The organism is Mesorhizobium sp. M0815 (genome assembly GCF_040319995.1).
GTDB lineage: Bacteria > Pseudomonadota > Alphaproteobacteria > Rhizobiales > Rhizobiaceae > Mesorhizobium.
Map to the genome: position 1 here is coordinate 461,494 of NZ_JAMYOU010000001.1, position 26,854 is coordinate 488,347.

Consider the following 26,854-nt stretch of genomic DNA (forward strand, 5'->3'; position numbering starts at 1 on the left):
CCGATCACCAAGGGTTAACCCGGTCAACCTAGCATTCGCGCACAAAGAACAGCTCTTTGCGGGGGTCGCGAAGCATGGCACGGTCGAAAACAAACCAACGGCCGATCGTCGTCGTCACCGAAGGCGGCCCGCATATCTGGGCGATCGTCAACGCCATCGCCGACCACCTCGCGCCTGTCAGCGTCATCCTCGAAACCCCTGAATCCAAAAGGCAATTGCTTCTCGGGCGGGCGCGGCGGCAAGGCTGGACCTCGGCCATCGGTCAACTCGGCACGATGATGCTGACCCGGCTCGGCAAGCGCTTCTTCGCCGGCCACGCAGCACGGCTCGCCGCCGAGCAAAAGCTGCAAACCGAACCGAAGCCTGGGCAAAAGATCGTCCAGGTCTCGTCGGCCAACGCGCCGGAGTGCCTGCAGGCGATCGAGAAAATCCAGCCGGGTGTCGTGCTGCTCGCCGGCTGCCGCTTGCTGTCGCGGCAGACGCTGGCGAAAATCCCTTGCCCGGTCCTCAACTACCATGCCGGCATCGCCCCGAAATATCGTGGCATGAACGGCGGCTATTGGGCGCTGGCTTCAGGCGATGCGGAAAACTTCGGCACCACCGTGCATCTGGTCGACGCCGGCGTCGACACTGGCGGGGTGTTGCGGCAGGCACGCGGCAAACCCCAACCTAGCGACACTATTTCAAGCTACGCGTTGCGGCAGGCGGCATTCTCGCGCGACATCTGCGTCGAGGCGGTCAGGGATGCGCTGGCCGGCAAGCTCGGCACGGTCGATCCCGGTCTGCCTTCGAGACAATGGTATCATCCGACGGTCTGGTTCTATCTCTGGACCGGGATAAGAAACGGCGTCTGGTGACACGCGCGCCGATTTACCCGACAGCCACCCGCCGCTAACATTGCATCATGAGCGACATTGACCACCGCACCATCATTGCCGGTCTTTCGGTTGAGGAACGTCGCGACCTCACCGCCCGGGTCGACGGGCCAGGCATTGTCCGGCTGGCCGTCCATGGCGGGCTGGTTGTCGTGCTGGGCGCACTGATCGCCGCCCGCATCCCGTTCTGGCCGCTTCTCGTCTTGCCGCAGGGGATCCTGATCGTCTTCTTCTTCACGCTGTTGCACGAGACCATCCATGAAACGGCGTTCAGAACGGCGTGGCTCAATCGCGCTGTTGCCGCCGTGGCCGGCTTCTTGATCCTGCTGCCGCCCGCATGGTTCCGCTATTTCCATTTCGCCCATCACCGCCACACCCACGACCCGGACAACGACCCCGAACTGATGGCGCCGAAGCCGGAGACCATCAGCCAATATCTGCGCTATCTGTCCGGCGGCCCCTATTGGATAGGCATGGCTCGTGTGATCGCAACCAATGCGGCGGGCCGCAACCGCGACGGCTTTGTGCCGGAAAAGGGCCGCGGCAAGGTGGTTATTGAAGCGCGGCTGTTCCTGATCGGCTATGCGGTGTTGCTGGCCGCATCGCTCGCCGCACAGTCGGCGCTGCTGTTGTGGGTCTGGATCGTGCCGGTGCTGGTCGCACAGCCGTTTTTGCGGGCCTACCTGCTGGCCGAGCACGCATTGTGCCCGCATGTCGCCAACATGCTCGAGAACACCCGCACCACCTTCACCACAAGGCTGGTGCGCTTCGTGGCTTGGAACATGCCGTACCATTCCGAGCACCATTCCTATCCGGCCGTTCCCTTCCATCGCCTGCCGCGCTTCCATGAGATCATCGCGGAGCATTTACGCACGACCGAACGAGGTTACGTGCGCTTCCACAGGAAACTGGTCGGCAGCTTCGATGGCCGCGCCGGCTGACCAGTGCTGGAAGAGACTCCGCTTTCGGCCGCGGCCGTCGATTGCGTCGCTTTTGAAGGCCCCCGCGTCGTCCCATAACAAGCAGCCCAACAGCGCTTCCGGCAATGCTCGAAACCACTGCATCGGCCAAAAGGATCGGAATCGATCTTCGGAGGGCACGATGCAGCGGAGTTAGATGGTAGAGCATCGTTTGTGTGTTCGATTGGACGCGCGGCGCTCTCCAGGAGCAGGAATTCATGGCCGATCTGATCGTCGTCTACTGGCGCGACATCCCCGCCCAGGTCATCGTCAAGAGGGGCCGGCAGAACGCCAAGCGCGAACTGCCGCTGCGCTTCACCGAGGCGATCGACATGTGCGCCATGCGCACCGGCGCCGGCGGCACCGACGACTACCTTGCCGAATGGCGCAAGGCAGAGCCCATCCCAGTCAGTGACGATCTTGAAGTCGAGGCCGAGAAGGCTCTTCAGGAGCTCGATGCGAAATACGACCGTGAGCGGTTGGTCGCTTTGGTCAAGGCGGGCGGCAAAGAAAATGTCTGATCCCCAATCAATGCCGGTGACGACGGCTCAAGCCGGCGTGACCCAGGCGACAATCGTCAAGAAGGCGGCGCCGAAATCCGACTACAAGCCGGCTGACGTGTCGCCGCAGCGGCGCGTGCAGCGCTCGTTTGCGGTGCGGCTTTGGTCGGTGCGGCATTCGCGGCTGCTCGAATGGTTCTACGCCAAATTCGCCGACATGTTCCTGACTCTCCACCCGCTATGGAAGGGCATCGGCTACAGCCGTGTCGAAGGGCCGGTGAAATTCGTCGAGAAGCGCGTCAAGGGCTTCATGTTCGACTGCCGCATGTGCGGTCAGTGCATTCTTTCCTCGACCGGCATGTCGTGCCCGATGAACTGCCCTAAGCAATTGCGCAACGGCCCTTGCGGCGGTGTGCGCGCCAACGGCAATTGCGAGGTCGAGCCTGATATGCCTTGCGTCTGGGTCAAGGCCTGGGAAGGCTCGCAGAACATGGTGCATGGCGACAAGATTTTGGACGTGCAGAAGCCGGTGGATCAGTCCTTGCGCGAAACCTCCGCCTGGCTGCGGGTGACCGCGCAGGCCGCGGCCGCCCGCAATGCGGCCCAGAATACTACGAACACCGGAGCGTCGGCATGATCGGCCGTCAGCCAGACGAGAATCCGGCCGGCATCCATTTGCCGCTCGATCCCCTACCCGGCCACACCTCGCGCGGCCGGCTTGAGCGGGTCCTGCGACGCGGCGAGTTCGCAGTGACGACCGAGCTCAATCCGCCCGACAGCGCCGATCCGGAAGACGTCTACAACCGCGCCAGGATTTTCGACGGCTGGGTCGACGCCATCAATGCCGTCGACGCTTCCGGGGCCAACTGCCACATGTCGTCGGTCGGTATTTGCGCGCTGCTGACCCGCATGGGTTATGCCCCGATCATGCAAATCGCCTGCCGCGACCGGAACCGCATCGCCATCCAGGGCGACGTGCTGGGGGGTGCCGCGATGGGTGTTGCCAACATGCTGTGCCTGACTGGCGACGGCGTGCAGGCCGGCGACCAGCCCGGCGCTAAGCCGGTGTTCGATCTCGACTGCATGTCGCTGCTCGAAACCTGCCGCATCATGCGCGATAACGGCAAATTCCTGTCCGGCCGCAAACTCACCACGCCGCCGCAGCTTTTCCTTGGCGCGGCCATCAACCCGTTCGCGCCGCCGATCGATTTCCGGCCGTATCGGCTGGGCAAGAAGATCGCCGCCGGCGCGCAGTTCGTGCAGAGCCAGTACTGCTTCGACGTACCGATGTTCCGCACCTACATGCAGAAGGTCCGCGACCTCGGCTATACCGAGAAATGCTTCATCCTGTGCGGAGTCGGGCCGCTGGCCTCGGCCAAGACGGCCAGATGGGTCCGCTCCAACGTGCCGGGCATTCACATTCCCGATCAGATCGTCAAGCGCCTGGAAGGCGCTCAGGATCAGAAGAAGGAAGGCAAGCAGCTCTGCATCGACATCATCAATGAGGTGAAGGAAATTCCAGGTGTGTCCGGCGTCCATGTGATGGCCTATCGCCAGGAAGAGTATGTCGCCGAGATCGTCGACGAGTCCGGCGTGCTGAAGGGCCGCCGGCCGTGGAAGCGCGAAATCCGCCGCGACGACCAGCTCGTTGCCGACCGGCTCGACCACATACTGCATGACGACCTCACCGAAACCCAGGTCGACATGGTCAAGACCGCGCATTGACAGCGCGAATCGTCAGCATTCGCTTGATCGGAAACAGATAACGATATAAAGAACTCTTTATATCACGATGGAGAGATTTCATGACCCGGACCATCGTCGCCTCGGCGACACGAGAAATCATCATCGGCTTCGATCAGCCCTTCTGCGTGATCGGCGAGCGCATCAACCCGACCGGCCGCAAAAAGCTGGCCGCCGAAATGATCGCGGGCAATTTTGAGACCGTCATCAGGGATGCGCTGGAACAGGCCGCCTGCGGCGCAACCATGCTCGACGTCAATGCCGGCGTCACCTCGGTCAACCCGAACGAGACCGAACCCGGCCTGCTGGTGCAGACCCTGGAGATCGTGCAGGGCCTGGTCGACCTGCCGCTGTCGATCGACTCCTCGGTGACCGCGGCGATCGAAGCGGCGCTGAAAGTCGCCAAGGGCCGACCGCTGGTCAACTCCGTCACTGGCGAGGAGGAAAAGCTCGAGGCCATCCTGCCTCTGGTCAAGAAATACAACGTTCCGGTCGTCGCCATTTCCAACGACGAGACCGGTATTTCGATGGACCCCGACGTGCGCTTTGCCGTCGCCAAGAAGATCGTTCAGCGCTGCGCAGACTTCGGTATTCCGGCGCATGACGTGGTCGTCGACCCGCTGGTCATGCCGATCGGCGCGTTGGGCGATGCCGGCCGCCAGGTGTTTGCACTGCTACGCCGCCTGCGCGAGGAGCTCAAGGTCAACACCACCTGCGGCCTCTCTAACATCTCGTTCGGCCTGCCGCACCGTCATGGCATCAACGCCGCCTTCATTCCGATGGTGATCGGCGCCGGCATGACCTCGGCGATCATGAACCCGGTGCGGCCGCAGGAAATGGAAGCGGTGCGTGGCGCCAATGTGTTGAACGGCACCGATGAGAACTGCACCAACTGGATCAGGACCTACAAGGATTACAGGCCCGCCGAAGGCGGCCAGGCCGTTGCCGCCCGGACGCAGGTCAACGCGCCGGGCGATGGCAATGGCAATGGCGGACGCAGGCGCGGCGGCCGCGAAGCGCGGATGGCCCGGGGTTGAGCCATGGCTTGGCCGACACGATATGGGGCCTAGGACTGGGGAGGAACCGAAACACTGCGGCATCGCTGCCGCGGCCAAGACCTGAGCAGCGTAGAAAGTAAAGTCTGGAACGTATGAACTCTCCCGTCAACATCACCGATCCGCTCGTGCTGTTCATGCCGTCTGGCAAGCGGGGGCGGTTTCCGGTCGGCACGCCGGTGCTGGATGCCGCGCGCCAGCTCGGTGTCTATGTCGAGAGCGTGTGCGGCGGGCGTGCCACTTGTGGGCGTTGCCAGATCGAGGTGCAGGAAGGCAATTTCGCCAAGCACAAGATCGTTTCCTCCAACGACCACATCTCGCCCAAGGGCGCAAAGGAAGAGCGCTACGAGCGCGTTCGTGGGCTGCCCGAACGCCGCCGCCTGTCCTGCTCGGCGCAGATTCTCGGCGATCTCGTCGTCGACGTGCCGCAGGACACCGTCATCAACGCGCAAACCATCCGCAAAGACGCCGACACCAGGGTCATCGCCCGCGATGCGGCAATCCGCATGTGCTATGTCGAGATCGAAGAACCCGACATGCACAAGCCGCTCGGCGACCTCGACCGCCTGAAAATCGCGCTGATGAAGGACTGGGGCCTCAAGAGCCTCGATTTCGATTTCCTTCTGTTGCCGCAGGTGCAAGGCATTTTGCGCAAAGGCAACTGGGCAGCGACCGCCGCCATCCACAAGGACACCGACAGCGAGACCGCACGGGTCATCGCCTTGTGGCCAGGCCTCAAGAACGAGGCGTACGGGCTTGCCTGCGATATCGGCTCGACCACGATCGCCATGCATCTGGTGTCGTTGCTATCGGGCCGCGTCGCCGCCTCGTCGGGTACATCCAATCCGCAGATCCGCTTCGGCGAGGATCTGATGAGCCGCGTCTCTTACGTGATGATGAACCCGGACGGCCGCGAAGGCATGACAGTCGCCGTGCGCGAGGCCATTTCGGGCCTCGTCGACAAGGTCTGCGCCGAAGGCAGCGTCCAGCGCAACGACATACTGGATTCCGTTTTCGTCGGTAATCCGATCATGCACCATCTGTTCCTCGGCATCGATCCGACCGAGCTCGGCGGCGCTCCCTTCGCGCTAGCGATCTCCGGCGCCGTCCACATCAAGGCATCGGATATCGGCCTGAAGCTCAACCAGGGCGCCAGGCTTTATATGCTGCCTTGCATTGCCGGCCATGTCGGCGCCGATGCGGCGGCGGTGACGCTGTCGGAGGGGCCGCACCGCCAGGACGAAATGATGCTGATCGTCGATGTCGGCACTAATGCCGAGATCGTGCTCGGCAATCGCCAGCGGGTCGTGGCGGCATCCTCGCCGACCGGCCCGGCCTTTGAGGGCGCGGAAATCTCCGGCGGCCAGCGCGCCGCACCGGGTGCCATCGAGCGCGTCCGTATCGATCCCGAAACGCTGGAGCCCAAATATCGCGTCATCGGCTCGGAACTCTGGTCCGACGAGCCGGGCTTCCTCGACAGCGTGCAGGCGACCGGCGTCACCGGCATCTGCGGCTCCGGCATCATCGAGGTAGTCGCCGAGATGTATCTCGCCGGCGTCATCTCCGAGGACGGTGTCGTCGACGGATCGCTGAGCGCCCGCTCGCCGCGCGTCGTCGCCAACGGCCGCACCTTCTCCTATGTGCTGAAGGAAGGCGGGCCCAAGATCACCATCACCCAGACCGACGTGCGCGCTATCCAGCTTGCCAAGGCCGCCCTTTATGCCGGCACCAAGCTTTTGATGGAAAAGCAGCACACTGATCATGTCGACCGCATCCACTTCGCCGGTGCATTCGGCTCGTTCATCGACCCGAAATACGCAATGGTGCTGGGCCTGATCCCGGATTGCGACCTCGACAAGGTCTCGGCCGTTGGCAATGCGGCCGGCGCCGGTGCCCGCATGGCGCTGTTGAACCGCGGCTATCGCCGCGAGATCGAGGAAACCGTCAGCAGGATCGAGAAGATTGAGACGGCCCTGGAGCCGAAATTCCAGGAGCATTTCGTCTACGCCATGGCGCTGCCGAACAAGATCGACCCGTTCCCCAAGCTTTCGGCGGCGGTCAAACTGCCGCCGCGCAAGACGGTGAGCGAAGACGGCATTGCCGGCGACGCCGCCCCGCGGCGGCGTTCGCGCGAAGGCCACGCCGCGCGGCGCGGGCGGGGATGACTCGCCCCCGCTAGGCCTGTCATACCTTCCATTTTCATTTGTATGCAAATGTTTCCAGATCGCGCCGATCTGGAAACGAAATCGCGTTTTCGTGAAATCCGCCAGATACATAGGCGGTGCATTTAACCGGCATCGAACGGCAGGCAGAACCAGTTTCCGGCCACCGCAACGCTCCAAAGGAGATCAAGATGTCGATGTTCGAAAGCCTCGGCCGCTATGGTGCGGCCTTCAAGAAAGCACGCGAAGCGCGCAAGTCACTGCGCATCCTGAACAGCCTGCCGCCTGAGATCCAGAAGGACATTGGCTGGCCGGTGTCGCCGCGATCGAGCAAAAAGCAGCTTTCGGTCGGCTGGGGCATGCAGCGCGGATGAAATTCACCGACAAATGCAAGCTGCTCGGTATTCGCCGGGGCCGCAATGCGGCTCCGGCTGCACCCAGCAATTGGCTGCGCGCCGCATTACTGCCCCGGCGTTGAGCTGCGCCGCTGGGCCAGGGACTCCATAGGCCGGACACTTTGTCGCCGGCCGGGATCAAACCACCGTGTTGAGATCGCATAAATCTTGACTTTTTTGGTGGCGACACAATCTTCGAAATAGTCGGGGGTTCTCTTAGTCGGCTCAGCCGAAGTCCGTGTATCTGTATGCCCAGCCTCAAAAGCCACGTCGTGTCGTTCGTCCTCAGGTACAGCCGCAAGAAGGCGTTTTCCAGCCCGGAGAACCTGCAGCGCTGGATCGCCTATGCGCGCAAGACTGAAAACCATCAGCCGCCTGCGTCGCTGCAGTCGCGCCTGGAGATCACAACCCGCACGATCAGCGGCTTCCCCGTCTACGAGATCGCGCCCAAGGCTGGCGAGCGGAGGCGGATTCTCTACCTGCACGGCGGCGCTTACGTCTTTGAAATCACACCCTATCATTGGCGGCTGATCGCGGACATGGCCGACCGTCTCGGGTTCGGCATCACTGTGCCGATCTATCCCATTGCTCCCGAACACGATTTCCACGCCATGTTCGGCATGGTCGGCGCCGTCTACCGCCAGATGTTCGGCGAAACCGGGGCGAATGACATCATCTTCATGGGCGATTCCGCCGGCGGAAACATGGCCGTCGTGCTGACCATGATGGCTGCGCAAGACGGCCTGCCCTTGCCATCACGCCACGTGCTGATTTCGCCCGGCCTCGACGTGTCGCTCGCCAACCCAGAAATGTATGAGGCTGAACGCAACGATCCGTGGCTGGGCATTGCTGGCGGCCGCGAGGCGATCCGGCTTTACAGCGCCGGTATAGATCCCACCGACTGGCGCATCAGCCCGGTTTACGGCGACCTGTCGGTGCTGCCCAAAACGTTGCTGCTGACCGGTTCACGCGATCTGCTCACCCCCGACAATCTGATCTTCGCTGAAAAGGCACGCGCGGCCGGCGTCGAAATTGAGGTCGTCCACGAGCAAGGCATGTTCCATGTCTGGCCGTTGATCGACATGCCGGAGGCGCGACGCGCGCGGGACAGTATAGTGGCCTTCTTGACCAACGAAACTGACAGTTATCATGCCACGGCAGGCGTGTTGTCGCTGCAGAGGACAGACCGCGACGGAACCCCTCGCGATCTGGTTGCGCCGCTCAGGTCGTAGTTTGGGTCAGAACTTCCCAGTTTCCCTGAACATCTCAAACGTCGCGCGGATATGGTCGGCGACTGCCTTCACCGGCGCGCTGGCGTCTGGCGTCACCACCATGGCGAGATTGTAGGTGCCGATGTCAGGCATACCGTCCTTCGGGCACAGCTCGACCATGTCACTGCCGAGGAACGATTTCGGCAGCGGCGCGACTGCAAGATCCGCCATGATCGCGGCGCGCTGGCCGGCCGTGTGTGCGCTCATATAGGCGATGCGGTAGTTGCGGCCCTCGCGGCCAAGCGCCTCCAATGCCCCTGCCCGCCAGGCACAGCCCTCTTCCCACAATGAGACCGGCAGCGGCTCGCGCAGATGCGCGCAACCGCCCTTGGCACCGGCCCAGACGATCGGCTCTGTGAGCAGCACTTCGGCGCCGATCGCGCTGGTCTTGTAGGAGTTGGTGAGCAGCGTGATGTCGAGCGCCCGGTCGTCCATGCGCCGGCGCAAATTGACGCTCTGGTCGATGGTGACGTCGACTGCGATCGATGGATGCGATTGTGCGAACCGCTTCAGCACATGCGGCAGCACACGTTCGCCGTAATCGTCCGGCGAGCCGAGCCGCACCACCCCGACAATGTCTGGAATGATGAACTTCGACACCACCTCGCGATTGATCGACAGCAGCCGGCGCGCATAGCCGAGCAGCATCTCGCCATCGGTGGTCAGCGTCACCGAACGGGCGTCGCGCGCGAACACCGAGCGGCCGAGAATGTCCTCCAGCTTCTTGATCTGCATGGAGACGGCCGACGGCGTGCGGAAGACCGCATTGGCCGCAGTGGTGAAACTGCCGGTCTCGGCGATTGCGACGAAAGTGCGCAGAACATCGAGATCGAGCAGCGGCAGTGGATGATTGAGTGGGGCGTTCATGGGAAGCGACCTTCAATTTTTCTGATGCAAACCATCATTCCATTTCGTTTGATTGAACATCAGTTTGGGAGGATAGTCAACTCCATCGAAGGCAAGACACGTAGAAGTGGTCCCGAAACAACCATGACACGGACCTGCAATCGACACGAAATGAAGCTGAAACAAACCCGGTGTACCGCCTGACGCTGCAAGCGCCGGGACAATCCCGGCCCAACGCGAAGGAGAATGAGATGTCTATCCTGTCATCCATCGGTCGGATCGCGACCGAGTTCAGCGAGGCCCGTGCCCGCTACCAGACGGAACGCGCCATCCGCGCGCTGCCGATTGAACTGCAGAAGGATATCGGCTGGCCCGAAGCTGCCGATGCCAAGACTGGCACTCGCCATGGTGTGGGATCTTGGGCCGGAGCAAAGTAACCGTGTGTATCAACAGCTGAAGGCCTGCCGCGCAGATCAGCCCGGCAGGCCTTTTTGTTTGTATTCAAATGATTTCCCCGAGCCATGTCGCCGCCGCATGACGCATATGAGCAAGTCGCATAGCAGCCCGCGCCGGCAATCAACACGTTGTAAATAATCGTAAATCCTGGGCAGAATGCCCAAATTTGTCGCATTCCGTGTCGCTTTTCATATCAAGTGCTTCGCTTTTGCGATTTAGTTTCCCCTCACCTAAGCCTATATCATCATCAACAAACGAGCTGCCCCACTCCATCAAGCGAAGGCGACCCGTCTGAGCAACCGAATGGAGATGATCATGAAGCTTTTTGCCCGCCTCTTTGCCCGCCGCGAAATGAACCTGACGACCGCGCTCGAGCGCCAGCGCCTGGCTAACACCATGCCTGGCCAGACCGGTGCCATGGCCGCCGCGCGCCTCGGCTTTGTCGCCTGAAACAGCAAATCTTGGCAGAAGCAGCCTAGCGCTGCTTCGAAGTCGATCCAGCGCCGCTTCGGCTTTGCCGAGGCGGCGTTTTCGTGTGCGCAGACTGTTCGGCTCGTTTGGACAATCCGGCGGCACGTTGTGCCCTTCGCCGCATAGCGATTGCCCATTTGCGACCCATGTCGCAAATAAAGTCTTTCCGTTGCCATCTAGCCAATTGACAGGAAACGTTTTTCCTGATGTCGCTATGCTGATCGCGACATCCTGTTCGCGCCATTGCAGCGTGAGGATCTACCCGTGAACGTCGTAAAGCACCCGATCCGGCGATCGTTTGTATTCTTCCTGATCCCCGATTTCACCATGATCGCCTTCGCGACGGCGCTTGATCCGTTGCGTTCGGCCAACCGCATGCTCGGCTATGAAGCCTATCGCTGGCGGCTCGCCAGCATCGACGGCAAGCCGGTGCGCGCCTCGAATGGCGTCGAATGCGCCGTCAACACCTCGCTGGAGGAAGAGCGCAAGAAAATGTCCGGACCGGACCGGCCGAACATGGCCATCGTCTGCAGCGGCATCAATGTCGAGCGCTACCAGAACAAATCGGCCTTTGCCTGGCTGCGCGAGGAGTACAATCGCGGCGTTGCCGTCGGTGGCCTGTGCACCGGCGCGCATATCCTGGCCGCCGCCGGCCTGCTGTCCAACAAGCGCTGCGCCATCCATTGGGAGAACCTGCCGGGCTTTTCCGAGGCGTTCCCCAAGGCCAATGTCTTCGCCGACCTCTTCGAGATCGACCAGAACATCTACACCTGCGCCGGCGGCACCGCCGCGCTCGACATGATGCTGAAGCTGATCGGCGACGATTTCGACGAGAGCCTCGTCAACCGCGTCTGCGAGCAGGTGCTGACCGATCGCGTGCGCAGCCCGACCGACCGCCAGCGCCTGCCGCTACGCGCCCGTCTCGGCGTGCAGAATTCCAAGGTTCTGACCATTATCGAGCTGATGGAGGCCAATCTCTCCGAGCCGCTCTCGCTGATCGAGATCGCTGACCATGTCGACCTGTCGCGCCGGCAGATCGAGCGCCTGTTCCGCACCGAGATGGGGCGCTCCCCTGCCCGTTACTATCTGGAAATCCGCCTCGACCGCGCCCGGCACCTGCTGATCCAGTCGTCGTTGCCGGTGGTCGAAGTGGCAGTCGCCTGCGGCTTTGTTTCCGCCTCGCATTTCTCCAAATGCTATCGCGAACTCTATGCCCGCTCGCCGCAACAAGAACGCGTCGACCGCAAGCAGCTTCTGGCGGCTTGATCCGAGCCATCAGCTGAAGAAAGTCCACTGAGTTAATGCGCTTCGGCCGTGCGCATTGCCTCGACGCGGATGTCTTCCGTCAGCCGCGCCTTCAGTGCCGAAAACTCCGGGCTGGTCTTCAGCGTATAGTGGCGCGGATGCGGCAGGTCGACGGCAACGTCCGACTTGATGCGGCCGGGCCGCGCCGTCATCACCACCACGCGCGACGCCATGAAGATCGCCTCCTCGATGTCGTGGGTGACGAACAGCACCGTCTTTTGCCGGCGCTCCCAGATGCCGAGAAGCAGTTCCTGCATCAGCCCGCGGGTCTGGTTGTCGAGTGCGCCGAACGGCTCGTCGAGCAGCAGGATCTCCGGATCGTTGGCCAGTGCCCGGGCAATCGCCGTGCGTTGCTGCATGCCGCCGGAAAGCTGCTTCGGCCAATGGTTCTCAAAACCTTTCAGACCGACCAGATCGACATAGGACGCGACGATGTCGCTGCGCTCGCGCTCGGCCATTCCACGTTCGCGCAGGCCGAAGGCGATGTTCTCGGCGACCGTCAGCCACGGGAACAGCGTATAGGACTGGAAAACCATGCCACGGTCTGGACCCGGCCGGTCCACCGCCTTGCCGTCGAGCAACACGCGGCCCTCACTCGGCGCTTCGAGGCCGGCGACGATCCTGAGCAGCGTCGATTTTCCACAGCCGGACGGCCCGAGGATGGTGATGAAGTCGTTGGCGGCGACCGCCAGATCGATCGGCATCAGCGCCTGGACCGGTTGCCCGCCGCCGACACCGGCAAACGTGCGCGAGACGCCTTCAATAAGAAGCTTGCTCACGCCAGGCTCCATGGAAACAGCCAACGGTTGAGCGCCTTGAAGGCGAAATCGGACAACAGCCCAATCAGGCCGATGACGATGATGCCGAAGATGATCTGCCCCGTCGCCAGCCGCGATTGGCTGTTGATGATCATGTAACCGATGCCCGACGACGAGCCGATCAGCTCGGCGACGATGACATAGGTCCAGGCCCAGCCGAGCACCAGGCGCAGGGTCTCGGCAATCTCCGGCGCATTGGCCGGCATGATCACGCGCCGCACGATGCCGTTGTCGGACGAGCCCAGCGTGTAGGCCGCCTCGACCAGGTCGCGCCGTGTGCCGCCGACCTTGACCGCGATGATCAGAATGATCTGGAACACCGAGCCGACGAAGATCACCAGCAGTTTTTCGAGTTCGCCGACGCCCGCCCACAGGATGAGCAGCGGGATGAAGGCCGATGCCGGCAGATAGCGGGCGAAGGAGACGAACGGCTCCAGGAACGCCTCCACGGGCTTCCAGGCGCCCATCACGATGCCGAGCGGGACGGCAACGATGGCTGCCATCAGAAACCCGCCGAAGACGCGCCAGATGGTGATGAGGATGTCGAGCCAGAAGCGGTCCTCGACCAGCAGCCGCCAGCCGTCTCTCAGCATCGAAAGCGGATCGGCAAGGAAGATGCGATTGACGTGGCCGCCAAGCGTGATCCACGCCCAGAACGCCACGAACAGCACGAAGAACGAGATGCCGAGCACGGTTCGAATGCCGGGCGAGACCGGATGCAAGGGGCGCGGCATCGTCAACCGTCCTTTGATCTGAATGAAAAAGCGGCGGCGCAGGGCACCGCCGCCGGGCGACAATCCTGCCGGTCAGTCGGCGACGGCGCTGGTGTCGGCCAATGTCGAGACGTCGGGCGCTTCCTTGATCAGGCCCATCTGCAGCAGAAGCTCGCCAGCGGTCTTGGAAAAGTCCTGGAACTCCTTGGTGAAGAACTGCTTGTTTTCGGCCTTGTCCGCCCATTTCAGATATTTGGCCGACTCTTCGAACTCCCTGGCCGACTGCTTCACGTCGGCGCCCATGGTCTCATAGGATTTCGCCGGATCGCTCTTGATCAGGGCGAGTGCCTCGAAATAGCTGTCGGCAAGCGCCTTGGCCGCATCCGGATTGGCCTTGAGGAACTCCGGCGTGCAGCCGACCGTGTCGAGCACCATCGGATAGTCGAGAGTGGTCACAAGGATATGGCCCTGGTCGGATTTTTCGCGCACCGCCGAGATGAACGGCTCGTAGGTGACTGCCGCATCGTTCTGTCCGGCAAGAAACGCCTGCGCCGCCGCATCCGGCTCCAGATTGACGACCGTCACGTCCTTGGTCGACATGCCGTTCTTGTTGAGCACCCAGGCCAGCATGAAATAGGGCGACGTGCCCGGCGCCGATGACGCAACCGACTTACCCTTGAGGTCGGCAACGGTCTTGATGTCGTTGCGGGCGACGATGCCGTCGGCGCCGTAGGACTTGTCGAGCTGGAATATCTGCTTAGTCGTCACACCGTTGGCGTTCCAGACCAGCCAGGTCTCGACCGTGGTGGCGGCGCATTGCAGGTCGCCGCTGGCGATGGCGAGCGGCCGGCTGGCTTGCGGCACCTTCTTCAAGGTGACGTCGAGGCCATGCTTTTCGAAGATGCCGGCCTGCTTGGCGAGCGTCAGCGGCGCAAAGCCCGTCCATCCGCTGATGCCGATGCTGACCGATGTGGCGGCCATCGCCGGCGCGCACAACCCAGCGACAAGCGTCAAGCCTGTGGCAAGAATTCCGATCCTGTTCATGTCGGTTCCCCTTTTTTGTTCGGATCGGAATTGTGTCACAGACGCCCGCAGGCTTGTCAATGAAGCCGATGCTGCACTGCGGTATCTCACCGCCGGCAGCAAACTTCGCCATTAGCGGGTGTTGTACATCCAGCTGCGGTCGCGCCACATTTTTTCGCCGACCAGGCAGTCGGTGACGGGGCTGTCCTGTGCCAAGACCAATGGCGGATGCGCCGCCTCTTCCGCCGCTCGCTGCGGCGAGGCCGGACCGGCAAGCTCAAGCACCAGCTTGCGGCGGATGGCCTCCGGAAACTGCGTCCAGTCATTGACCGGGATCATGAAGGAACCCGGCCCACCGATGACGCAATCGCTGTAGTAACGGTCGAGATTGTTGACATCGTAAGCGCTGCTGAACCCGCCGCCCTTGGTCATCAGCGGCAGGCCGTTGACAGTGATGCCCTGCTTGATCACGGCGTCGCGGGTGATGTCGACAGGTGCGCCCTGGTTGTTGGGGCCGTCGCCCGAAATGTCGATCACCCGCTTGACGCCCTGGAAGCCGCTTTCGGCGAACAGATCGCTGGCGAATTCCAGCGCGCCGGAGATGGAGGTGCGCCTGGCACTGGCCGGCGGATGAGCGGAAAGCTGCGCTGCCAGCCGCTCGGCGTCGGCACGGTTGGCGATTACCGTCCACGGCACAACGACCTGCTGCCAGGTCGCGCCTGCCCATTCGACGTAGGTGACGGCAATCTTGCCGTGAGCGCCGTCGCCGATTGCCTGCAGCACGTCGTCGTGCGTCAGCGCCGCCGCATAGCCGTGGCGCTGGATTTCGAGCTCGTCGGGCGACATGGACAAGGACACGTCGACTGCCAGCACCAGTTCGACGTCAACCGGCTCGGCGGCGCGGGAGATTGCCGCCGGCCATAGCACCGACGCCAGCGCGGCGGCACCCGAGACGAGATGTCTTGCACAGGCAAAAGCAGACATGCCGCACGGTAAGCTAAAATCGACGACCGACAAAGAGGAAAGCCCGGCCGAGAGCGCGGCTGTTCCAGTCACGTTTTTGCGAGCACGTCTCTAAGTTCAGCTGCGCGGATTGAGGTTCTCCGGGTCGTAGAGCGGCCTGTAGCCGACGGCGGCCACTTCGACCGGGTATTTCTCGCCGAAATATTCGACGCTCAACTTGCGGCTCTCCTGGCAATAAGCCCAGGGCAGGTAGGCGAGCGCGATATTCTTGCCGAGGGTCGGACCATAGGCCACCGAGGTCGTGAACGACCGACGGCCGAGCTCGTCGACCAGCGTCTCGCCGGTTTGCGGGTCCATCACCGGCATCGTGCCGACCGGATAGCGGGGAACGCCGTTGGAATCGGTATTGTCCGTCATCACAAGGGTGCAAAGCATGGCCGGCTGATGCGCCCGGGCGCGATATTCCAGATGCTTTGCCTTGCCGCAGAAATCGGCCTCCTTGACCTTCGGCCGGGCAAGATCAGCCTCCAGCAGATTGTACTCGGTCAAGAAATCCGCGTTCTGCAGGCGCAGGCTCTTTTCCATGCGGCGGCTGTTGGCATAGGTCTCGACGCCAAAGGCCATTACGCCGGTCGACCGCAGGGCGTCCCAGACGGCCAGGCCGTCCTCGTAGCGCATATGCAGTTCCCAGCCTTGCTCGCCGACATAGGAGATGCGGAAGGCGGTCACGTCCTTGCCGGCGATCCTGACAGGCTTGATGGCGGCAAAGGGAAAATTCTCCGGCGTCAGTCCGTCGGGATTTTCCACGACCTTGCTCAATGCCGCCCGCGCATTCGGACCCCAGATGCCGACGGTCACGTACTTCTCGGTCACGTCGGTGACGGTAACGTCGAAGCCTTTGTCTTCTGCCGTCCGGCGCATGTACTGGAAGTCGCGCGGTCCGGCATCGGCGCCGTCGATCACGCGGCAGCGGTCGGCCATGCGGATGACGGTCAGGTCGGCGCGCACCATGCCTTCCTCATCGAGGAAATGGGTATAGATGCCCTTGCCGATATTGCCGTCGCCGCCGATCTTTGCCGCGCACAGCCATTCCATCAGCGCGACGTGATCGGGGCCTTCGACGTCGTACATGGCGAAATGCGACAGGTTGACGATGCCGCAATCCTCGCTCATGGCGAGATGCTCGGCATTCGAGACGCGCCAGAAATGGCGGTTGTCCCACTCGTTTTGACGCATCGGCACCCGGTTGCCGTATTTCTCGAGCAAATGCTCGTTGGCGGCGTAGCCATGGGCGCGTTCCCAGCCGCCGAGCTCCATGAAATAGCCGCCGAGTTCCTTCTCGCGCTCCCAGAAGGGCGAGCGGCGGACATTGCGGGCCTTGGAGAAGGGTTCGCGCGGATGCACCGCCGGGTTGTAGACCTTCATCGCCGTTTCGGTGCAGCGGTCCCAGATGAACTGCTCTTTCGTCTGGTGCGGATAGAAGCGCGAATAGTCGATGGCGTGGTGGTCGATCGCCGTGCGGCCGTCCGTCATCCAGTCGGCGATGAGCTTGCCCATGCCCGGGCCATCCTTGACCCAGATGGCAACGGCATACCAAAGGCCCCTGACCTTCTGGCTTTCGCCCATCGACGGGCCGCCGTCCGCCGTCACCTGCAGCAGGCCGTTGAAGGAATGGCTCTCATTGTAGCCCAACTCGCCCAGGATCGGCGTCAGTTCCATGGCGCGCTCGAGCGGCGCCATGATCTGCTCCATGTCGAGATCGCGCTGCGACGGCGAAAGCCGTGCCTCGTTTTTCTCGAGAATGTCGCGCGGATGGCAAAGGCGCGGATTGGTCTCTTCGTAGTAGCCCCACTCGATCTGCCCGCCTTCGGCCGTCTTGGGATCGCCGGTATCGCGCATGTAAGCCGAGTTGCCCTGGTCGCGCAGCAGCGGCCAGCCGATCTCCTTGCCGGTGCCGGCGAACTCGGTGTACGGCCCGAAGAAGGTAAGCGGATGGTCGATCGGCATCACGGGCAGGTCCTCGCCCGCCATTTCCGCAATAAGCCGTCCCCAGATTCCGGTGCAGACCACGACATAGTCGGCTTCGATAGTGCCGCGGTCGGTCACCACGCCCTTGATGCGGCCGTTCTCGATGACGAGCGACTTGGCGGAGGTATTGGCAAACGCCCTGACTTTGCCGGAGGCTTCCGCCTGGTCGACCAGCTTGCCGGCGACCGTCTGCGAGCGCGGGATGACGAGGCCGGCGTCGGGATCCCACAGGCCGCCCTGTACCATCTGCTCTTCGATCAGCGGGAATTTTTCCTTGATCTCGGCGGGATCGATCAGGCGGGCGCGTGTGCCGAAGGCCTTCGCCGAGGCGATCTTGCGCTTGATCTCCGCCATGCGGGCGTCGTCGCCGACGCGGGCGACCTCGAGGCCGCCGATGCGCGCGTAATGGCCCATCTTTTCGTAGAAATCGATGGAATAGAGCGTCGTCCAGCACGACAGGAAATCGTGGCTGGTCGTGTAGCAGAAGTCGGAGGCATGCGCCGTCGAGCCGATATCCGTCGGGATGCCTGATTTGTCGATGCCGACAATATCGTCCCATCCGCGCTCGATCAGGTGATGGGCGACCGATGCGCCGACGATGCCGCCAAGCCCGACGATGACGACCTTCGCCTTTTCCGGAAACCCTGCCATTGCCCGCGACTCCAAGATGCTATTGCGCCAGACTATAGGGCGGCGCCGCGCCGCGCTTGCAGCCTGTTTGCGACATCGCCAAAAAAGCCCGCGCCACCAGCCCGTCGAATGCAGTTAGACCTACGCCTTCGCCCTGCTCAGTACGAAGGCGCTGCTAGAGCCCGTCCTGCGCAGCTTCGAAGAAAAGTGCATACCTTCATCGCCGATTACCGGAAGCAAATAAAAGGCCGGGCGTTTGCCCGGCCTTCAAAAAATCATGGCGTCGACTTTACTTGATGCGCGCGACGCCGCCCGAGATCTCAATGGTCTCCGAACCGGTCAGCGCCTCGAGGTCGCCATTCGGCAAGGTAACAAAACAGCCGCTCGGGCAAAATTCCACGGTTTCGCCGGCGGCCAGCGCCAGCTCGGTCTTGCCGCCGCCTTCGGTCACGATCAGCGTGCGGGTCTCAGCGTCCTTGTTGACCGCGCTGGCGGCATGGGCCGAACCGCCCACGGCCAGAAAAGCGATGGCGGCGACGAGAGACTTCCACATTTTGCAGTATCGGTGTTGCCACCGCCTCTGTTGCATTTTGCAAGGCATTCTCGCCGTTTGCAGGTGAGCTTATATGCAATGCAAGCTGAACGGCAACTGAATGCCGCATTCATGCCGCAATTGGTTTCCGAAGGCTTGAAGGCAAGCTCCAAACAGCTAGTCAGGATCGGGCTTCCGCACCTTGCGTCCCGACTTGGCGAGACGTTTCGCCTCCGCAACTGCCAGTGCTTTTGCTTGCTCTCGCTCGGCGAATTCGACTTCGATCTTGTCGTCGTCGATCGGCCACGCCTCGTGCTTTTTGGTCTCGACGACGGCGCGCGGCGCCGACGGAATTTCGATATGCTGGTCGGCGAACACATCGAAGATTGCAAAGCGGATGTCGTTCTGGACGATATTGCCACTAAGAACGTCTGCCAGGAACACGCGAATCTCGAATTCGAGTGCGGCCGGGCCGAAATTGGAAAACAGCACAAAGGGTTCCGGGTTCTTCAGCACCAGCGGATGGCTGCGTGCGATCTCCAAAAGGACGCCATGCACGTGCTTGACGTCGCTACCATAGGCAACGCCGACCTTGATGTCGACGCGGCCGAGCTTGTTGCGGTGCGTCCAGTTGCCGACCGCATTGTTGATCAGGTTTGAATTGGGCAGGATCACCGATTGCCGTTGGAACGTCTCGATCTCGGTGGCGCGCACGCTGATCTTCTTGACAGTGCCGCTGATGTCGCCGGCGACGATCCAGTCGCCGACCTTGAACGGCCGCTCGGCCAACAGGATCAGGCCCGAGACGAAGTTCGAGACGACATTCTGCAGGCCGAAGCCGATGCCGAGGGACAGCGCACCGGCGACCAGCGCGAGGCTGGAGAGGTCGATGCCGGCGGCCGAGATGCCGACCAGTGCCGCGACGGCGACGCCGGCATAGCCGACCGCCAGCCGGATCGAATTGCGCACGCCGGTGTCGACGCGGCCGCGCGCCATCACCGAGCCGTCCAGCCATCCCTGGAACCAGCGCGTCAGGAAATAGCCGATGATGAAGACAACGACGCCTGAGAGGATGCCGGTGATCGAGATCGTCACCGAGCCGATGGTCAGCCCCGTTGCCAGCTTGTAGGCCCAAGCCTGGATGTCGCCGGGCTGGAAGCCCCACGTCAACAGGATCAGCGGCAGGAACACCAGCACGATCATCACGTTGATGGCGACGCTGACGACCAGGCCGAGCTGGTCGAGCGCGGTCGGCTCATAGCTTGAATTGGCGGATAGCCAACGGCCGATCGAGCTATTGGCGAAGCCGCCTTCCTCGCCGATCGCCCGCGCCGACAGGAAGCCGATATAGGCGGTGACCAGGATGGTGCCGGTGATCACGACCTGCACCGAGACGAACATGGCAAGGCCGATATAGCCGAACAGCGCCGACGCGATGGTGAACAGCCCCAGCGCCACGGCGGTGTAACGCAGCCACGCCGGCCACGGCCGCCAGATCCCGTCGGCGGCCTTGAACGGCTTCAGCAGGCCCATCAGGATCAGGATGACGCCGACGATGATGGTGGCGACAAAGCTTCTGGCGATGGTCAGCGACAGCGGCGAGCCCATCTTGTCGTTCACGACCGACAGGAAATAATTGATGCCGATGGCGACGGCCATGGCCGTCGTCAGCCGCACCAGCCAGCGCGCCGGGCCGGTTTCGACAGGGATCAGACGCCAGTTCGGCAGTCGCGGCTCAAGCGCCGCATTGGTCAGCCGGTTGACGCAGAACACACCCGCGACAACGGCAGCCAGCGCATTCAGGAAGATGCCGATATCGCCGCGCAAGACGTTGTAATAATTGAAAAAGAAAATGGTCGAGGCAAGGAAGACGCCGACTGCCAGCGTCGGCAGCAATGTCGACCAGAACGCCACCGACAGCCGGCTGAGATAGGAGGGATCCTCCACCGAGGGGTCCGCTTCGAACACACGGCCGAACAGGCGCCGCCCGCCGACGAAAAGCACGGCGGCCAAGGCAAGCGCCATCAAGGCCGCGGCAAGAACGGCCTGGAACTTGAACTTGAAGGCAAAGCTCAGCCAGGACGACACCGCCTTGTAGAAACTGGTAAATTCGTTGTTGGCATCGGAAATGACCTCCGGGCTCAATGCATCGGACAGCACGTAGCGCTTGGTGAGCTGGTTGCGGAAAAGCTCGCTGCGCATATTGCCGATCTTCTCGATCAGCCCGCTGATGCGGATCGACAGGTTTTGCGCCGTGGCGATGACGGCATTGATCTCGGCTTTTTCGGAGGCCAGCGCCTGGCGTTCGCCGGTCACGATATCGGGCTCGGCCGGCTGGCCCGCGGCCGGCGGCGGGCCTAGCTGCTCGAGCCGGCTGTTGATCTCGTTCAGCCGCGGCCGGAAAGCGAGCGCGCTGTTGAGCGAGGCACGCGACATTTCTTCCAGCTGCAGCCGAATATCGACAAGGCTGGCGTCGTCGTCGCCGTCCTGCTGGATCTTCGTTTCGAGATTGTCGGTCTTCGTCGTCAGGTCCTGGAGGATTTTCTGCTGGTCGCTGACCAGTCCCGCAGGCGCCTGGCCAAGCCCTTGCGCCACCGCTCGCAACGAAAGCGGCGCCGTGGCGACAAGCGCCAGGACCAGAACGAAACGGATCAGTCGGAAAAGCATGATTGTCTGGCGACTCACGGGCGGTAAGGCGTTCTAAAGGCCTGCTCTTGATAAAGACCGTCATATCTGGGGGCAAGCCGTCCCTGACGGCCCGCTTTCGAAGTCGGCAAATCCAATCGAAGTCGGGGAGTCGAAAAGCGATGGCGCAATCTTGGCTTTGGGTTGGCGGCCTGCTCTATAGTCTGCCGCAAGCCTGAAATGGATGACAATAAGAATGGCGGAATATTCGGCCTTTTCGCTTCTCAAGAACGCGCTGACCGGAAACAAGGACTGGAAGCCGGCCTGGCGCAAGCCCGACCCGAAGGCGTCCTACGATGTCATCGTCATCGGCGGCGGCGGCCATGGCCTGTCGACCGCTTACTATCTCGCCAAGGAGCACGGCATCACCAATGTCGCGGTGCTGGAGAAGGGCTGGCTCGGTTCCGGCAATGTCGGCCGCAACACCACGGCGGTCCGTTCCAACTACCTGCTGCCCGCCAATACGCGCTTCTACGAACATTCGATGAAACTGTGGGAGAACCTGTCGCATGACCTCAACTATAACGTCATGTTCTCGCAGCGCGGCTGCCTGAACCTCGCCCACACACCTGCCCAGCTCGACGACTATGCCCGGCGCGGCAACGCCATGCGCCATCTCGGCGTCGACGCCGAACTGATGACCACGGCCGAGATCGCCCGCCTGGTTCCGGCGCTGGACGTCTCCGCCACGGCGCGTTTCCCGATCGTCGGCGGCCTGATGCAGCGACGCGCCGGCACCGCCCGCCACGATGCGGTCGCCTGGGGATATGCGCGTGGCGCAGATCGCCGCGGCGTCGACATCATCGAAAACTGCGAGGTCACCGGCTTCCTGCGCGACGGCGACCGTATCACCGGCGTCACGACGACGCGCGGCGAAATCCGCGCCAAGAAGGTAGCGGTAGCGGTGGCCGGCAGCACCGGGCGGGTCATGCGGCTTGCCGGCATCGAGACGATGCCGATCGAGAGCCACGTGCTGCAGGCCTTCGTTACGGAATCGCTAAAACCCTTCATCGATACGGTCCTGACCTTCGGCATGGGCCATTTCTATATGTCGCAATCGGACAAGGGCGGTCTTGTCTATGGCGGCGACCTCGACGGCTACAACAGCTACGCCCAGCGCGGCAGCCTGCCGATCGTCGATGAGGTGATGAGCGAGATGCTGGCGCTGTTCCCGGGGCTCGCCCGCGTCCGCATGCTGCGCTCATGGGGCGGCGTCTGCGACATGTCGATGGACGGCTCGCCGATCATCACCACCGGCCCGCTGCCGGGCATGTATCTCAATTGCGGCTGGTGTTATGGCGGCTTCAAGGCGACGCCGGCTTCCGGCTGGTGCTTTGCCTGGACCATCGCCAAGGACGAGCCGCACGATCTCAACGCGGCCTTCACACTCGACCGCTTTTACCGTGGCATGGTGATCGACGACAAGGGCCAGGGCGCCACACCCCGGCTGCATTAGGCCATGATCCCGAACCGCAGGTCCGCGTCAGCGAAAAGTGGAAACCGGTTTTCGGACAAGATCATGGTCAAACGAGAAGTTTAAGAGATCCATGCTCATCACCTGCCCCTATTGCGGCCCGCGCGACGTTATCGAATTCACCTATCAGGGCGACGGCAATCGCCAGCGCCCACAGCCCGCGTCGCAAAACCTCGACGCCTGGAACGCTTATGTCTACGACCGGCTGAACCCCGCCGGCGACCACAATGAGATCTGGCAGCATTCCGGCGGCTGCCGCGCCCATCTCAGGGTGGTGCGCAACACGCTGACGCACGAGATCTCCAGCACTGCCTTCGCGCGCGGCGACCACAACTCGGTTGCGCGGCACAGGGCCGAGGACAAGTCATGAGCCCGCGCCGTACCGAGACCGGCGGCCGCATCGACCGGCTGCGGACCATCCGCTTCACCTTCGACGGCGCGCCTTATACCGGCCATGCCGGCGACACGCTGGCTTCGGCGCTGCTGGCCAACGGCGTCACCCTGTTTGGGCGTTCGTTCAAATATCACCGCCCGCGCGGCGTGCTGACTGCCGGCGTCGAGGAGCCAAACGCGCTCGTGACTGTGTTGAGGGGCGAGGTTCGCGAGCCGAACATTCCCGCCACCATGGTCGAGATCTATGACGGGCTGGCCGCAATGAGCCAGAACCGCTTCCCCTCGCTTGCCTGGGACGTCAATGCCATCAACCAGCTCGGCGGCAAGCTTTTGTCGGCCGGCTTCTACTACAAGACCTTCATGGGACCCGTGGTCGGTCCGCTGAAGGGCACGCGCTTCTGGATGTTCTGCGAGCATTTCATCCGCCGTGCCGCCGGCCTGGGCAAGGCAGGCACGGCTCCCGATACGGCGCGCTACGAACGCATGAACGCGTTTTGCGACGTGCTGGTGGTCGGTTCCGGCCCGGCCGGGCTGATGGCCGCCAGGGCGGCCGCCGATCAGGGTGCACGCGTCATCCTGGCCGAGCTCGAGCCGCATTTCGGCGGCTCGGCCAATTGGTCGGGCGAGACGATCGATGGCATGCCGGCCGCCGACTGGGCGGCGCGCGCCGCCGGCCAGCTCGAAGGCCATGACAATGTTCGCCTGCTGCCGCGCACCACCGTCTGGGGCTATTACGACGGCAACACGCTTGCCGCGATCGAACGCGTCACCGACCATAAGGAAACGCCGGACAAAGGCGAGCCGCGCCATCGCTACTGGACCATCCGCGCCAAATCGGTGGTGCTGGCCACCGGCTCCCTGGAGCGTCCCTTGGTCTTTCCTGGCAATGATCGGCCAGGCGTGATGCTGGCGCATGCGGCCGAGCGCTATGCCAATGAATATGGCGTGCTGCCGGGTCACAGGGTCGCGCTGTTCACCAACAATGACAGCGCCTATCGCGCAGCACTGGCGTTGAAGAAGGCCGGTGCCGCGGTCGTCGCCATCGTCGACGCGCGCCCAGAGCTTTCGAGCGAAATGCGCAAGCTGGCCGGCGAGACCGAAGCCGAGATCTTTTCTGGCCACGCGGTGATAGCCACCGAGGGCGGCAAGGCGCTTTCCGGCTTCAAGGTGCAGCGCTTCGACATGGCCAGTGGTGCGCTTTCCGGCGATGCGCGCAGCATCCACGCCGATTGCCTGCTGATGTCGGGCGGCTGGTCGCCGACCATCCATCTGGCCAGCCAGGCCGGAGCCAAAGCGGAATGGAACGAAGCGTTACAAGCGTTCCTGCCGCCGAAACCGACAACACGGCAATGGATCGGCGCCGGCGCCTTCACCGGCAGTTTCTCCACCGCCGAGGCGATCGCCGAAGGTCGCGCCGCCGGCCTTTCCGCTGCGGGCGCAACAGCCACGCCGGCGGCCTTGCCTGCCGTCGGGGCAGCACCTGGCGATCCCGATCCGGCACCGGTGTTCGAGATCAAGGCCGCAGGAAAAAGCTTCGTCGACTTCCAGCATGACGTGACGGCCGACGACGTGCGTCTGGCACACCGCGAAGGCTTCGTCTCGGTCGAGCATCTGAAGCGCTACACCACGCTCGGCATGGCGACCGACCAGGGCAAGAGCTCCAACATACCAGGCCTCGCCATCATGGCCGAGGCGCTGGGCAAGCCGATCCCGCAGGTCGGCACGACGCGCTTTCGTCCGCCTTTTTCGGCGGTGTCGATCGGCTCGCTTGCCGCCGAACGCTTCGGCGATCTGAAGCCCGAGCGGCTGACGCCGATGCATGACTGGCACGTCGCCAACGGCGCCACCATGTATTCGGCCGGCCTCTGGTACCGGCCGATGATCTACGGCCATCCCGGTGAAACGATCGAGCAGGCCTATGTGCGCGAGGCGAGAGCCACGCGCGGGAGCGCCGGCATTGTCGACGTCTCGACACTGGGCAAGATCGCGGTGCAAGGCCCGGACGCGGCGGAATTCCTCGACCGCGTCTACACCAACATGTTTTCGACGCTGGCCGTCGGCAAGGCGCGTTATGGGCTAATGCTGCGCGAGGACGGCCTCGCCTTCGACGACGGCACCACCTGGCGGCTTGGCGAGCAGGATTTCCTGATGACCACCACCACCGCCAATGCCGGCAAGGTAATGCAGCATCTGGAGTATTTTCTCGACGTGATCTGGCCGGAGCTGAAGGTCCACGTCACCTCGGTCACCGACCAATGGGCCGGTGCCGCCATCGGCGGGCCGAACGCCAGGCAGATATTGGCTGCTTGCGTCAGCGGCACCGCTGTCGACAATGCCGCCCTGCCCTTCATGGGCATCGTCCACGGCGAAATCGCCGGCGTGCCGGTGATGATCTGCCGGCTGTCCTTCTCCGGCGAAATGGCCTTCGAGGTCTATTCCGGCACCGGTTACGGCACCCATGTCTGGGAGGCGCTGATCGAAGCCGGCAAGCCGTTCGGGCTGGTGACCTACGGACTGGAGGCGCTGGGCACCCTGCGCATCGAGAAGGGCCACGTCACCGGCGCCGAGATCGACGGTCGTACCACGGGGCGCGACCTGCATCTCGACTGGATACTGTCGAAGAAGAAGCCGTTTATCGGTTCGGCGATGATGGATCGCGAGGGGCTGATCGCGCCCGACCGCCTGGAACTCGTCGGTATTGTTTCGCTCGACAACCAGCCGCTAAACGGCGGCGCACACATCGTCGAGGAGCTTGACGAAGCCAATCCGCACGGCTCGCTCGGTCACATCACCGCTTGCTGCTATTCGCCGGCGCTCGGCAAATATATAGCGCTTGCCTTGGTCAAGGGCGGCAAGGCGCGGCGCGGCACGCGCGCTTATGTCTCCGACCCGTTGCGCAACCGGTTCGGGCCGGTCGAGATCGTCTCCAACCATTTCTTCGATCCGGACGGGAGCCGCATGCATGGTTGAGCGCCAATCACCGCTTGAGCCGGTGCTGCATCCAGGCTCGCATGGCAATTTCGAGCACGGTGTCGAAATCATCCTCTCCGAAACCAGGCCGGGTTCGATCCTGCAGCTCGCCGCCTGGCCCGGCCAGGAGAAGGCGTTGATGGCCGGCATCCATGCGGTCACCGGCCTGGCTCTGCCCGACGGCGCCGGCGGCGGCGTCACGGACGGCGTCAGATCGGTGTTCGGCTTCGCGCCGGGAAAGTTCACAATGGTCGATGAGGCCGAGGGATTGGCGTCGGCCTTTGCCGACGTCGTCACTCCGGCTATCGGTACGGTGACCGACCTTTCGCACGGCCGCACCGCGATCCGTATCGCCGGGCCGAAGGCCGAGTGGGTCCTGGCAAAATTCTTCGCCATCGACTTCGCGCTGCCGGCCTTCCCGATCGGCGCCGGCCGCTCGACCATGCATCACGACGTCTTCGCGCAGATCCAGCGCACCGGCGCCGATCAATTCGACATTTATGTGTTCCGCTCGTTCGCACGCTCGTTCTGGAAGGCGCTCTGCCACGCCAGCGAGGAAGTCGGTTACGAAGTGCAGTAGCTAGACG

At 62.9% G+C, this 26,854-nt stretch carries 24 protein-coding genes; 16 read left to right on the plus strand and 8 right to left on the minus strand.

All coding sequences use genetic code 11. From position 1 onward, the window contains the following. Positions 1-74: 74 nt before the first annotated feature. From NKI01_RS02200 to NKI01_RS02240, 9 genes are all read left to right on the plus strand, one after another. The gene (locus NKI01_RS02200; RefSeq protein ID WP_023719934.1) at positions 75-857 is read left to right on the plus strand and encodes a formyl transferase; all 783 of its coding nucleotides are present in this window, start codon (positions 75-77) and stop codon (positions 855-857) included. 47 nt (positions 858-904) lie between these two features. Then, positions 905-1,816: a fatty acid desaturase gene (locus NKI01_RS02205; RefSeq protein WP_245278621.1), complete on the plus strand. Its 912-nt coding sequence runs from the start codon at positions 905-907 to the stop codon at positions 1,814-1,816. A gap of 236 nt (positions 1,817-2,052) precedes the next feature. After that, positions 2,053-2,355 carry a virulence factor gene (locus NKI01_RS02210; RefSeq protein WP_352861057.1) on the plus strand — a complete coding sequence of 101 codons (303 nt, stop codon included), beginning with the start codon at positions 2,053-2,055 and terminating at the stop codon, positions 2,353-2,355. After that, positions 2,348-2,971, plus strand: a complete 624-nt coding sequence (locus NKI01_RS02215; RefSeq protein ID WP_352640482.1) for a methylenetetrahydrofolate reductase C-terminal domain-containing protein — start codon at positions 2,348-2,350, stop codon at positions 2,969-2,971. The genes NKI01_RS02210 and NKI01_RS02215 overlap by 8 nt, the downstream gene beginning before the upstream one ends. Continuing rightward, complete coding sequence (locus tag NKI01_RS02220) at positions 2,968-4,059, plus strand: methylenetetrahydrofolate reductase (RefSeq protein WP_023719930.1); 1,092 nt, start codon at positions 2,968-2,970, stop codon at positions 4,057-4,059. The genes NKI01_RS02215 and NKI01_RS02220 overlap by 4 nt, the downstream gene beginning before the upstream one ends. Before the next feature lie 80 nt (positions 4,060-4,139). Further along, the gene (locus NKI01_RS02225; protein ID WP_352961688.1) at positions 4,140-5,114 is read left to right on the plus strand and encodes a methyltetrahydrofolate cobalamin methyltransferase; all 975 of its coding nucleotides are present in this window, start codon (positions 4,140-4,142) and stop codon (positions 5,112-5,114) included. A gap of 113 nt (positions 5,115-5,227) precedes the next feature. Continuing rightward, complete coding sequence (locus tag NKI01_RS02230; RefSeq protein WP_352495947.1) at positions 5,228-7,297, plus strand: ASKHA domain-containing protein; 2,070 nt, start codon at positions 5,228-5,230, stop codon at positions 7,295-7,297. Positions 7,298-7,485: 188 nt separating this feature from the next. Further along, complete coding sequence (locus NKI01_RS02235) at positions 7,486-7,668, plus strand: hypothetical protein (protein WP_023719927.1); 183 nt, start codon at positions 7,486-7,488, stop codon at positions 7,666-7,668. A gap of 269 nt (positions 7,669-7,937) precedes the next feature. After that, positions 7,938-8,921 (plus strand): alpha/beta hydrolase, encoded by a 984-nt coding sequence (locus NKI01_RS02240; RefSeq protein WP_023719926.1) that lies wholly within the window; start codon positions 7,938-7,940, stop codon positions 8,919-8,921. Positions 8,922-8,927: 6 nt separating this feature from the next. Here the strand turns inward: NKI01_RS02240 and NKI01_RS02245 are convergent, their stop codons facing one another. After that, entirely contained in the window at positions 8,928-9,827 is a 900-nt protein-coding gene (locus tag NKI01_RS02245) for a LysR substrate-binding domain-containing protein (RefSeq protein WP_023676521.1), read from the minus strand. A 230-nt stretch (positions 9,828-10,057) separates the two neighbouring features. Here NKI01_RS02245 and NKI01_RS02250 point away from each other — a divergent pair, with 230 nt between their 5' ends. The 3 genes from NKI01_RS02250 (at position 10,058) to NKI01_RS02260 (ending at position 11,999) form a co-directional block, all read left to right on the plus strand. Next, the gene (locus tag NKI01_RS02250; RefSeq protein WP_023719925.1) at positions 10,058-10,243 is read left to right on the plus strand and encodes a hypothetical protein; all 186 of its coding nucleotides are present in this window, start codon (positions 10,058-10,060) and stop codon (positions 10,241-10,243) included. A 322-nt stretch (positions 10,244-10,565) separates the two neighbouring features. Then, the gene (locus tag NKI01_RS02255; protein WP_198030510.1) at positions 10,566-10,712 is read left to right on the plus strand and encodes a hypothetical protein; all 147 of its coding nucleotides are present in this window, start codon (positions 10,566-10,568) and stop codon (positions 10,710-10,712) included. 348 nt (positions 10,713-11,060) lie between these two features. Next, a complete protein-coding gene (locus NKI01_RS02260) occupies positions 11,061-11,999 on the plus strand; it encodes a GlxA family transcriptional regulator (RefSeq protein ID WP_302895626.1) in 939 nt (312 codons plus the stop codon). A 32-nt stretch (positions 12,000-12,031) separates the two neighbouring features. Here the strand turns inward: NKI01_RS02260 and NKI01_RS02265 are convergent, their stop codons facing one another. From NKI01_RS02265 to NKI01_RS02295, 7 genes are all read right to left on the minus strand, one after another. Continuing rightward, positions 12,032-12,817 (minus strand): ABC transporter ATP-binding protein, encoded by a 786-nt coding sequence (locus NKI01_RS02265; protein WP_352791112.1) that lies wholly within the window; start codon positions 12,815-12,817, stop codon positions 12,032-12,034. Then, a complete protein-coding gene (locus NKI01_RS02270) occupies positions 12,814-13,590 on the minus strand; it encodes an ABC transporter permease (protein WP_352484520.1) in 777 nt (258 codons plus the stop codon). The genes NKI01_RS02265 and NKI01_RS02270 overlap by 4 nt, the downstream gene beginning before the upstream one ends. A gap of 72 nt (positions 13,591-13,662) precedes the next feature. Continuing rightward, positions 13,663-14,613 (minus strand): ABC transporter substrate-binding protein, encoded by a 951-nt coding sequence (locus NKI01_RS02275; RefSeq protein ID WP_352961692.1) that lies wholly within the window; start codon positions 14,611-14,613, stop codon positions 13,663-13,665. A 111-nt stretch (positions 14,614-14,724) separates the two neighbouring features. Continuing rightward, positions 14,725-15,576 carry a DUF1194 domain-containing protein gene (locus NKI01_RS02280; protein WP_023719921.1) on the minus strand — a complete coding sequence of 284 codons (852 nt, stop codon included), beginning with the start codon at positions 15,574-15,576 and terminating at the stop codon, positions 14,725-14,727. A gap of 96 nt (positions 15,577-15,672) precedes the next feature. After that, positions 15,673-18,234: a GcvT family protein gene (locus NKI01_RS02285; RefSeq protein WP_352961695.1), complete on the minus strand. Its 2,562-nt coding sequence runs from the start codon at positions 18,232-18,234 to the stop codon at positions 15,673-15,675. 268 nt (positions 18,235-18,502) lie between these two features. Beyond that, positions 18,503-18,766: a hypothetical protein gene (locus NKI01_RS02290; protein ID WP_023676533.1), complete on the minus strand. Its 264-nt coding sequence runs from the start codon at positions 18,764-18,766 to the stop codon at positions 18,503-18,505. A 156-nt stretch (positions 18,767-18,922) separates the two neighbouring features. Then, entirely contained in the window at positions 18,923-21,412 is a 2,490-nt protein-coding gene (locus tag NKI01_RS02295; RefSeq protein WP_352961698.1) for a mechanosensitive ion channel domain-containing protein, read from the minus strand. Positions 21,413-21,626: 214 nt separating this feature from the next. On the opposite strand from NKI01_RS02295, the gene NKI01_RS02300 reads away from it, so the two are divergent. The 4 genes from NKI01_RS02300 (at position 21,627) to NKI01_RS02315 (ending at position 26,847) form a co-directional block, all read left to right on the plus strand. Beyond that, the gene (locus NKI01_RS02300) at positions 21,627-22,886 is read left to right on the plus strand and encodes a sarcosine oxidase subunit beta (protein ID WP_352861090.1); all 1,260 of its coding nucleotides are present in this window, start codon (positions 21,627-21,629) and stop codon (positions 22,884-22,886) included. Positions 22,887-22,977: 91 nt separating this feature from the next. Further along, on the plus strand, positions 22,978-23,274 hold the full coding sequence (locus NKI01_RS02305; RefSeq protein WP_023719917.1) for a sarcosine oxidase subunit delta: 297 nt from the start codon (positions 22,978-22,980) through the stop codon (positions 23,272-23,274). Continuing rightward, entirely contained in the window at positions 23,271-26,267 is a 2,997-nt protein-coding gene (locus NKI01_RS02310) for a sarcosine oxidase subunit alpha (RefSeq protein ID WP_352961702.1), read from the plus strand. The genes NKI01_RS02305 and NKI01_RS02310 overlap by 4 nt, the downstream gene beginning before the upstream one ends. After that, positions 26,260-26,847 (plus strand): sarcosine oxidase subunit gamma, encoded by a 588-nt coding sequence (locus tag NKI01_RS02315; protein WP_352484514.1) that lies wholly within the window; start codon positions 26,260-26,262, stop codon positions 26,845-26,847. The genes NKI01_RS02310 and NKI01_RS02315 overlap by 8 nt, the downstream gene beginning before the upstream one ends. The last annotated feature ends 7 nt before the right edge of the window (positions 26,848-26,854 follow it).

Coding starts and splice junctions, on each gene's coding strand:
- NKI01_RS02200 (WP_023719934.1), top strand. CDS start 75: ATGGCACGGTCGAAAACAAACCAACGGCCGATCGTCGTCGTCACCGAA.
- NKI01_RS02205 (WP_245278621.1), top strand. CDS start 905: ATGAGCGACATTGACCACCGCACCATCATTGCCGGTCTTTCGGTTGAG.
- NKI01_RS02210 (WP_352861057.1), top strand. CDS start 2,053: ATGGCCGATCTGATCGTCGTCTACTGGCGCGACATCCCCGCCCAGGTC.
- NKI01_RS02215 (WP_352640482.1), top strand. CDS start 2,348: ATGTCTGATCCCCAATCAATGCCGGTGACGACGGCTCAAGCCGGCGTG.
- NKI01_RS02220 (WP_023719930.1), top strand. CDS start 2,968: ATGATCGGCCGTCAGCCAGACGAGAATCCGGCCGGCATCCATTTGCCG.
- NKI01_RS02225 (WP_352961688.1), top strand. CDS start 4,140: ATGACCCGGACCATCGTCGCCTCGGCGACACGAGAAATCATCATCGGC.
- NKI01_RS02230 (WP_352495947.1), top strand. CDS start 5,228: ATGAACTCTCCCGTCAACATCACCGATCCGCTCGTGCTGTTCATGCCG.
- NKI01_RS02235 (WP_023719927.1), top strand. CDS start 7,486: ATGTCGATGTTCGAAAGCCTCGGCCGCTATGGTGCGGCCTTCAAGAAA.
- NKI01_RS02240 (WP_023719926.1), top strand. CDS start 7,938: ATGCCCAGCCTCAAAAGCCACGTCGTGTCGTTCGTCCTCAGGTACAGC.
- NKI01_RS02245 (WP_023676521.1), bottom strand. CDS start 9,827: ATGAACGCCCCACTCAATCATCCACTGCCGCTGCTCGATCTCGATGTT.
- NKI01_RS02250 (WP_023719925.1), top strand. CDS start 10,058: ATGTCTATCCTGTCATCCATCGGTCGGATCGCGACCGAGTTCAGCGAG.
- NKI01_RS02255 (WP_198030510.1), top strand. CDS start 10,566: ATGGAGATGATCATGAAGCTTTTTGCCCGCCTCTTTGCCCGCCGCGAA.
- NKI01_RS02260 (WP_302895626.1), top strand. CDS start 11,061: ATGATCGCCTTCGCGACGGCGCTTGATCCGTTGCGTTCGGCCAACCGC.
- NKI01_RS02270 (WP_352484520.1), bottom strand. CDS start 13,590: ATGCCGCGCCCCTTGCATCCGGTCTCGCCCGGCATTCGAACCGTGCTC.
- NKI01_RS02275 (WP_352961692.1), bottom strand. CDS start 14,613: ATGAACAGGATCGGAATTCTTGCCACAGGCTTGACGCTTGTCGCTGGG.
- NKI01_RS02280 (WP_023719921.1), bottom strand. CDS start 15,576: ATGTCTGCTTTTGCCTGTGCAAGACATCTCGTCTCGGGTGCCGCCGCG.
- NKI01_RS02285 (WP_352961695.1), bottom strand. CDS start 18,234: ATGGCAGGGTTTCCGGAAAAGGCGAAGGTCGTCATCGTCGGGCTTGGC.
- NKI01_RS02290 (WP_023676533.1), bottom strand. CDS start 18,766: ATGTGGAAGTCTCTCGTCGCCGCCATCGCTTTTCTGGCCGTGGGCGGT.
- NKI01_RS02295 (WP_352961698.1), bottom strand. CDS start 21,412: ATGCTTTTCCGACTGATCCGTTTCGTTCTGGTCCTGGCGCTTGTCGCC.
- NKI01_RS02300 (WP_352861090.1), top strand. CDS start 21,627: ATGGCGGAATATTCGGCCTTTTCGCTTCTCAAGAACGCGCTGACCGGA.
- NKI01_RS02305 (WP_023719917.1), top strand. CDS start 22,978: ATGCTCATCACCTGCCCCTATTGCGGCCCGCGCGACGTTATCGAATTC.
- NKI01_RS02310 (WP_352961702.1), top strand. CDS start 23,271: ATGAGCCCGCGCCGTACCGAGACCGGCGGCCGCATCGACCGGCTGCGG.
- NKI01_RS02315 (WP_352484514.1), top strand. CDS start 26,260: ATGGTTGAGCGCCAATCACCGCTTGAGCCGGTGCTGCATCCAGGCTCG.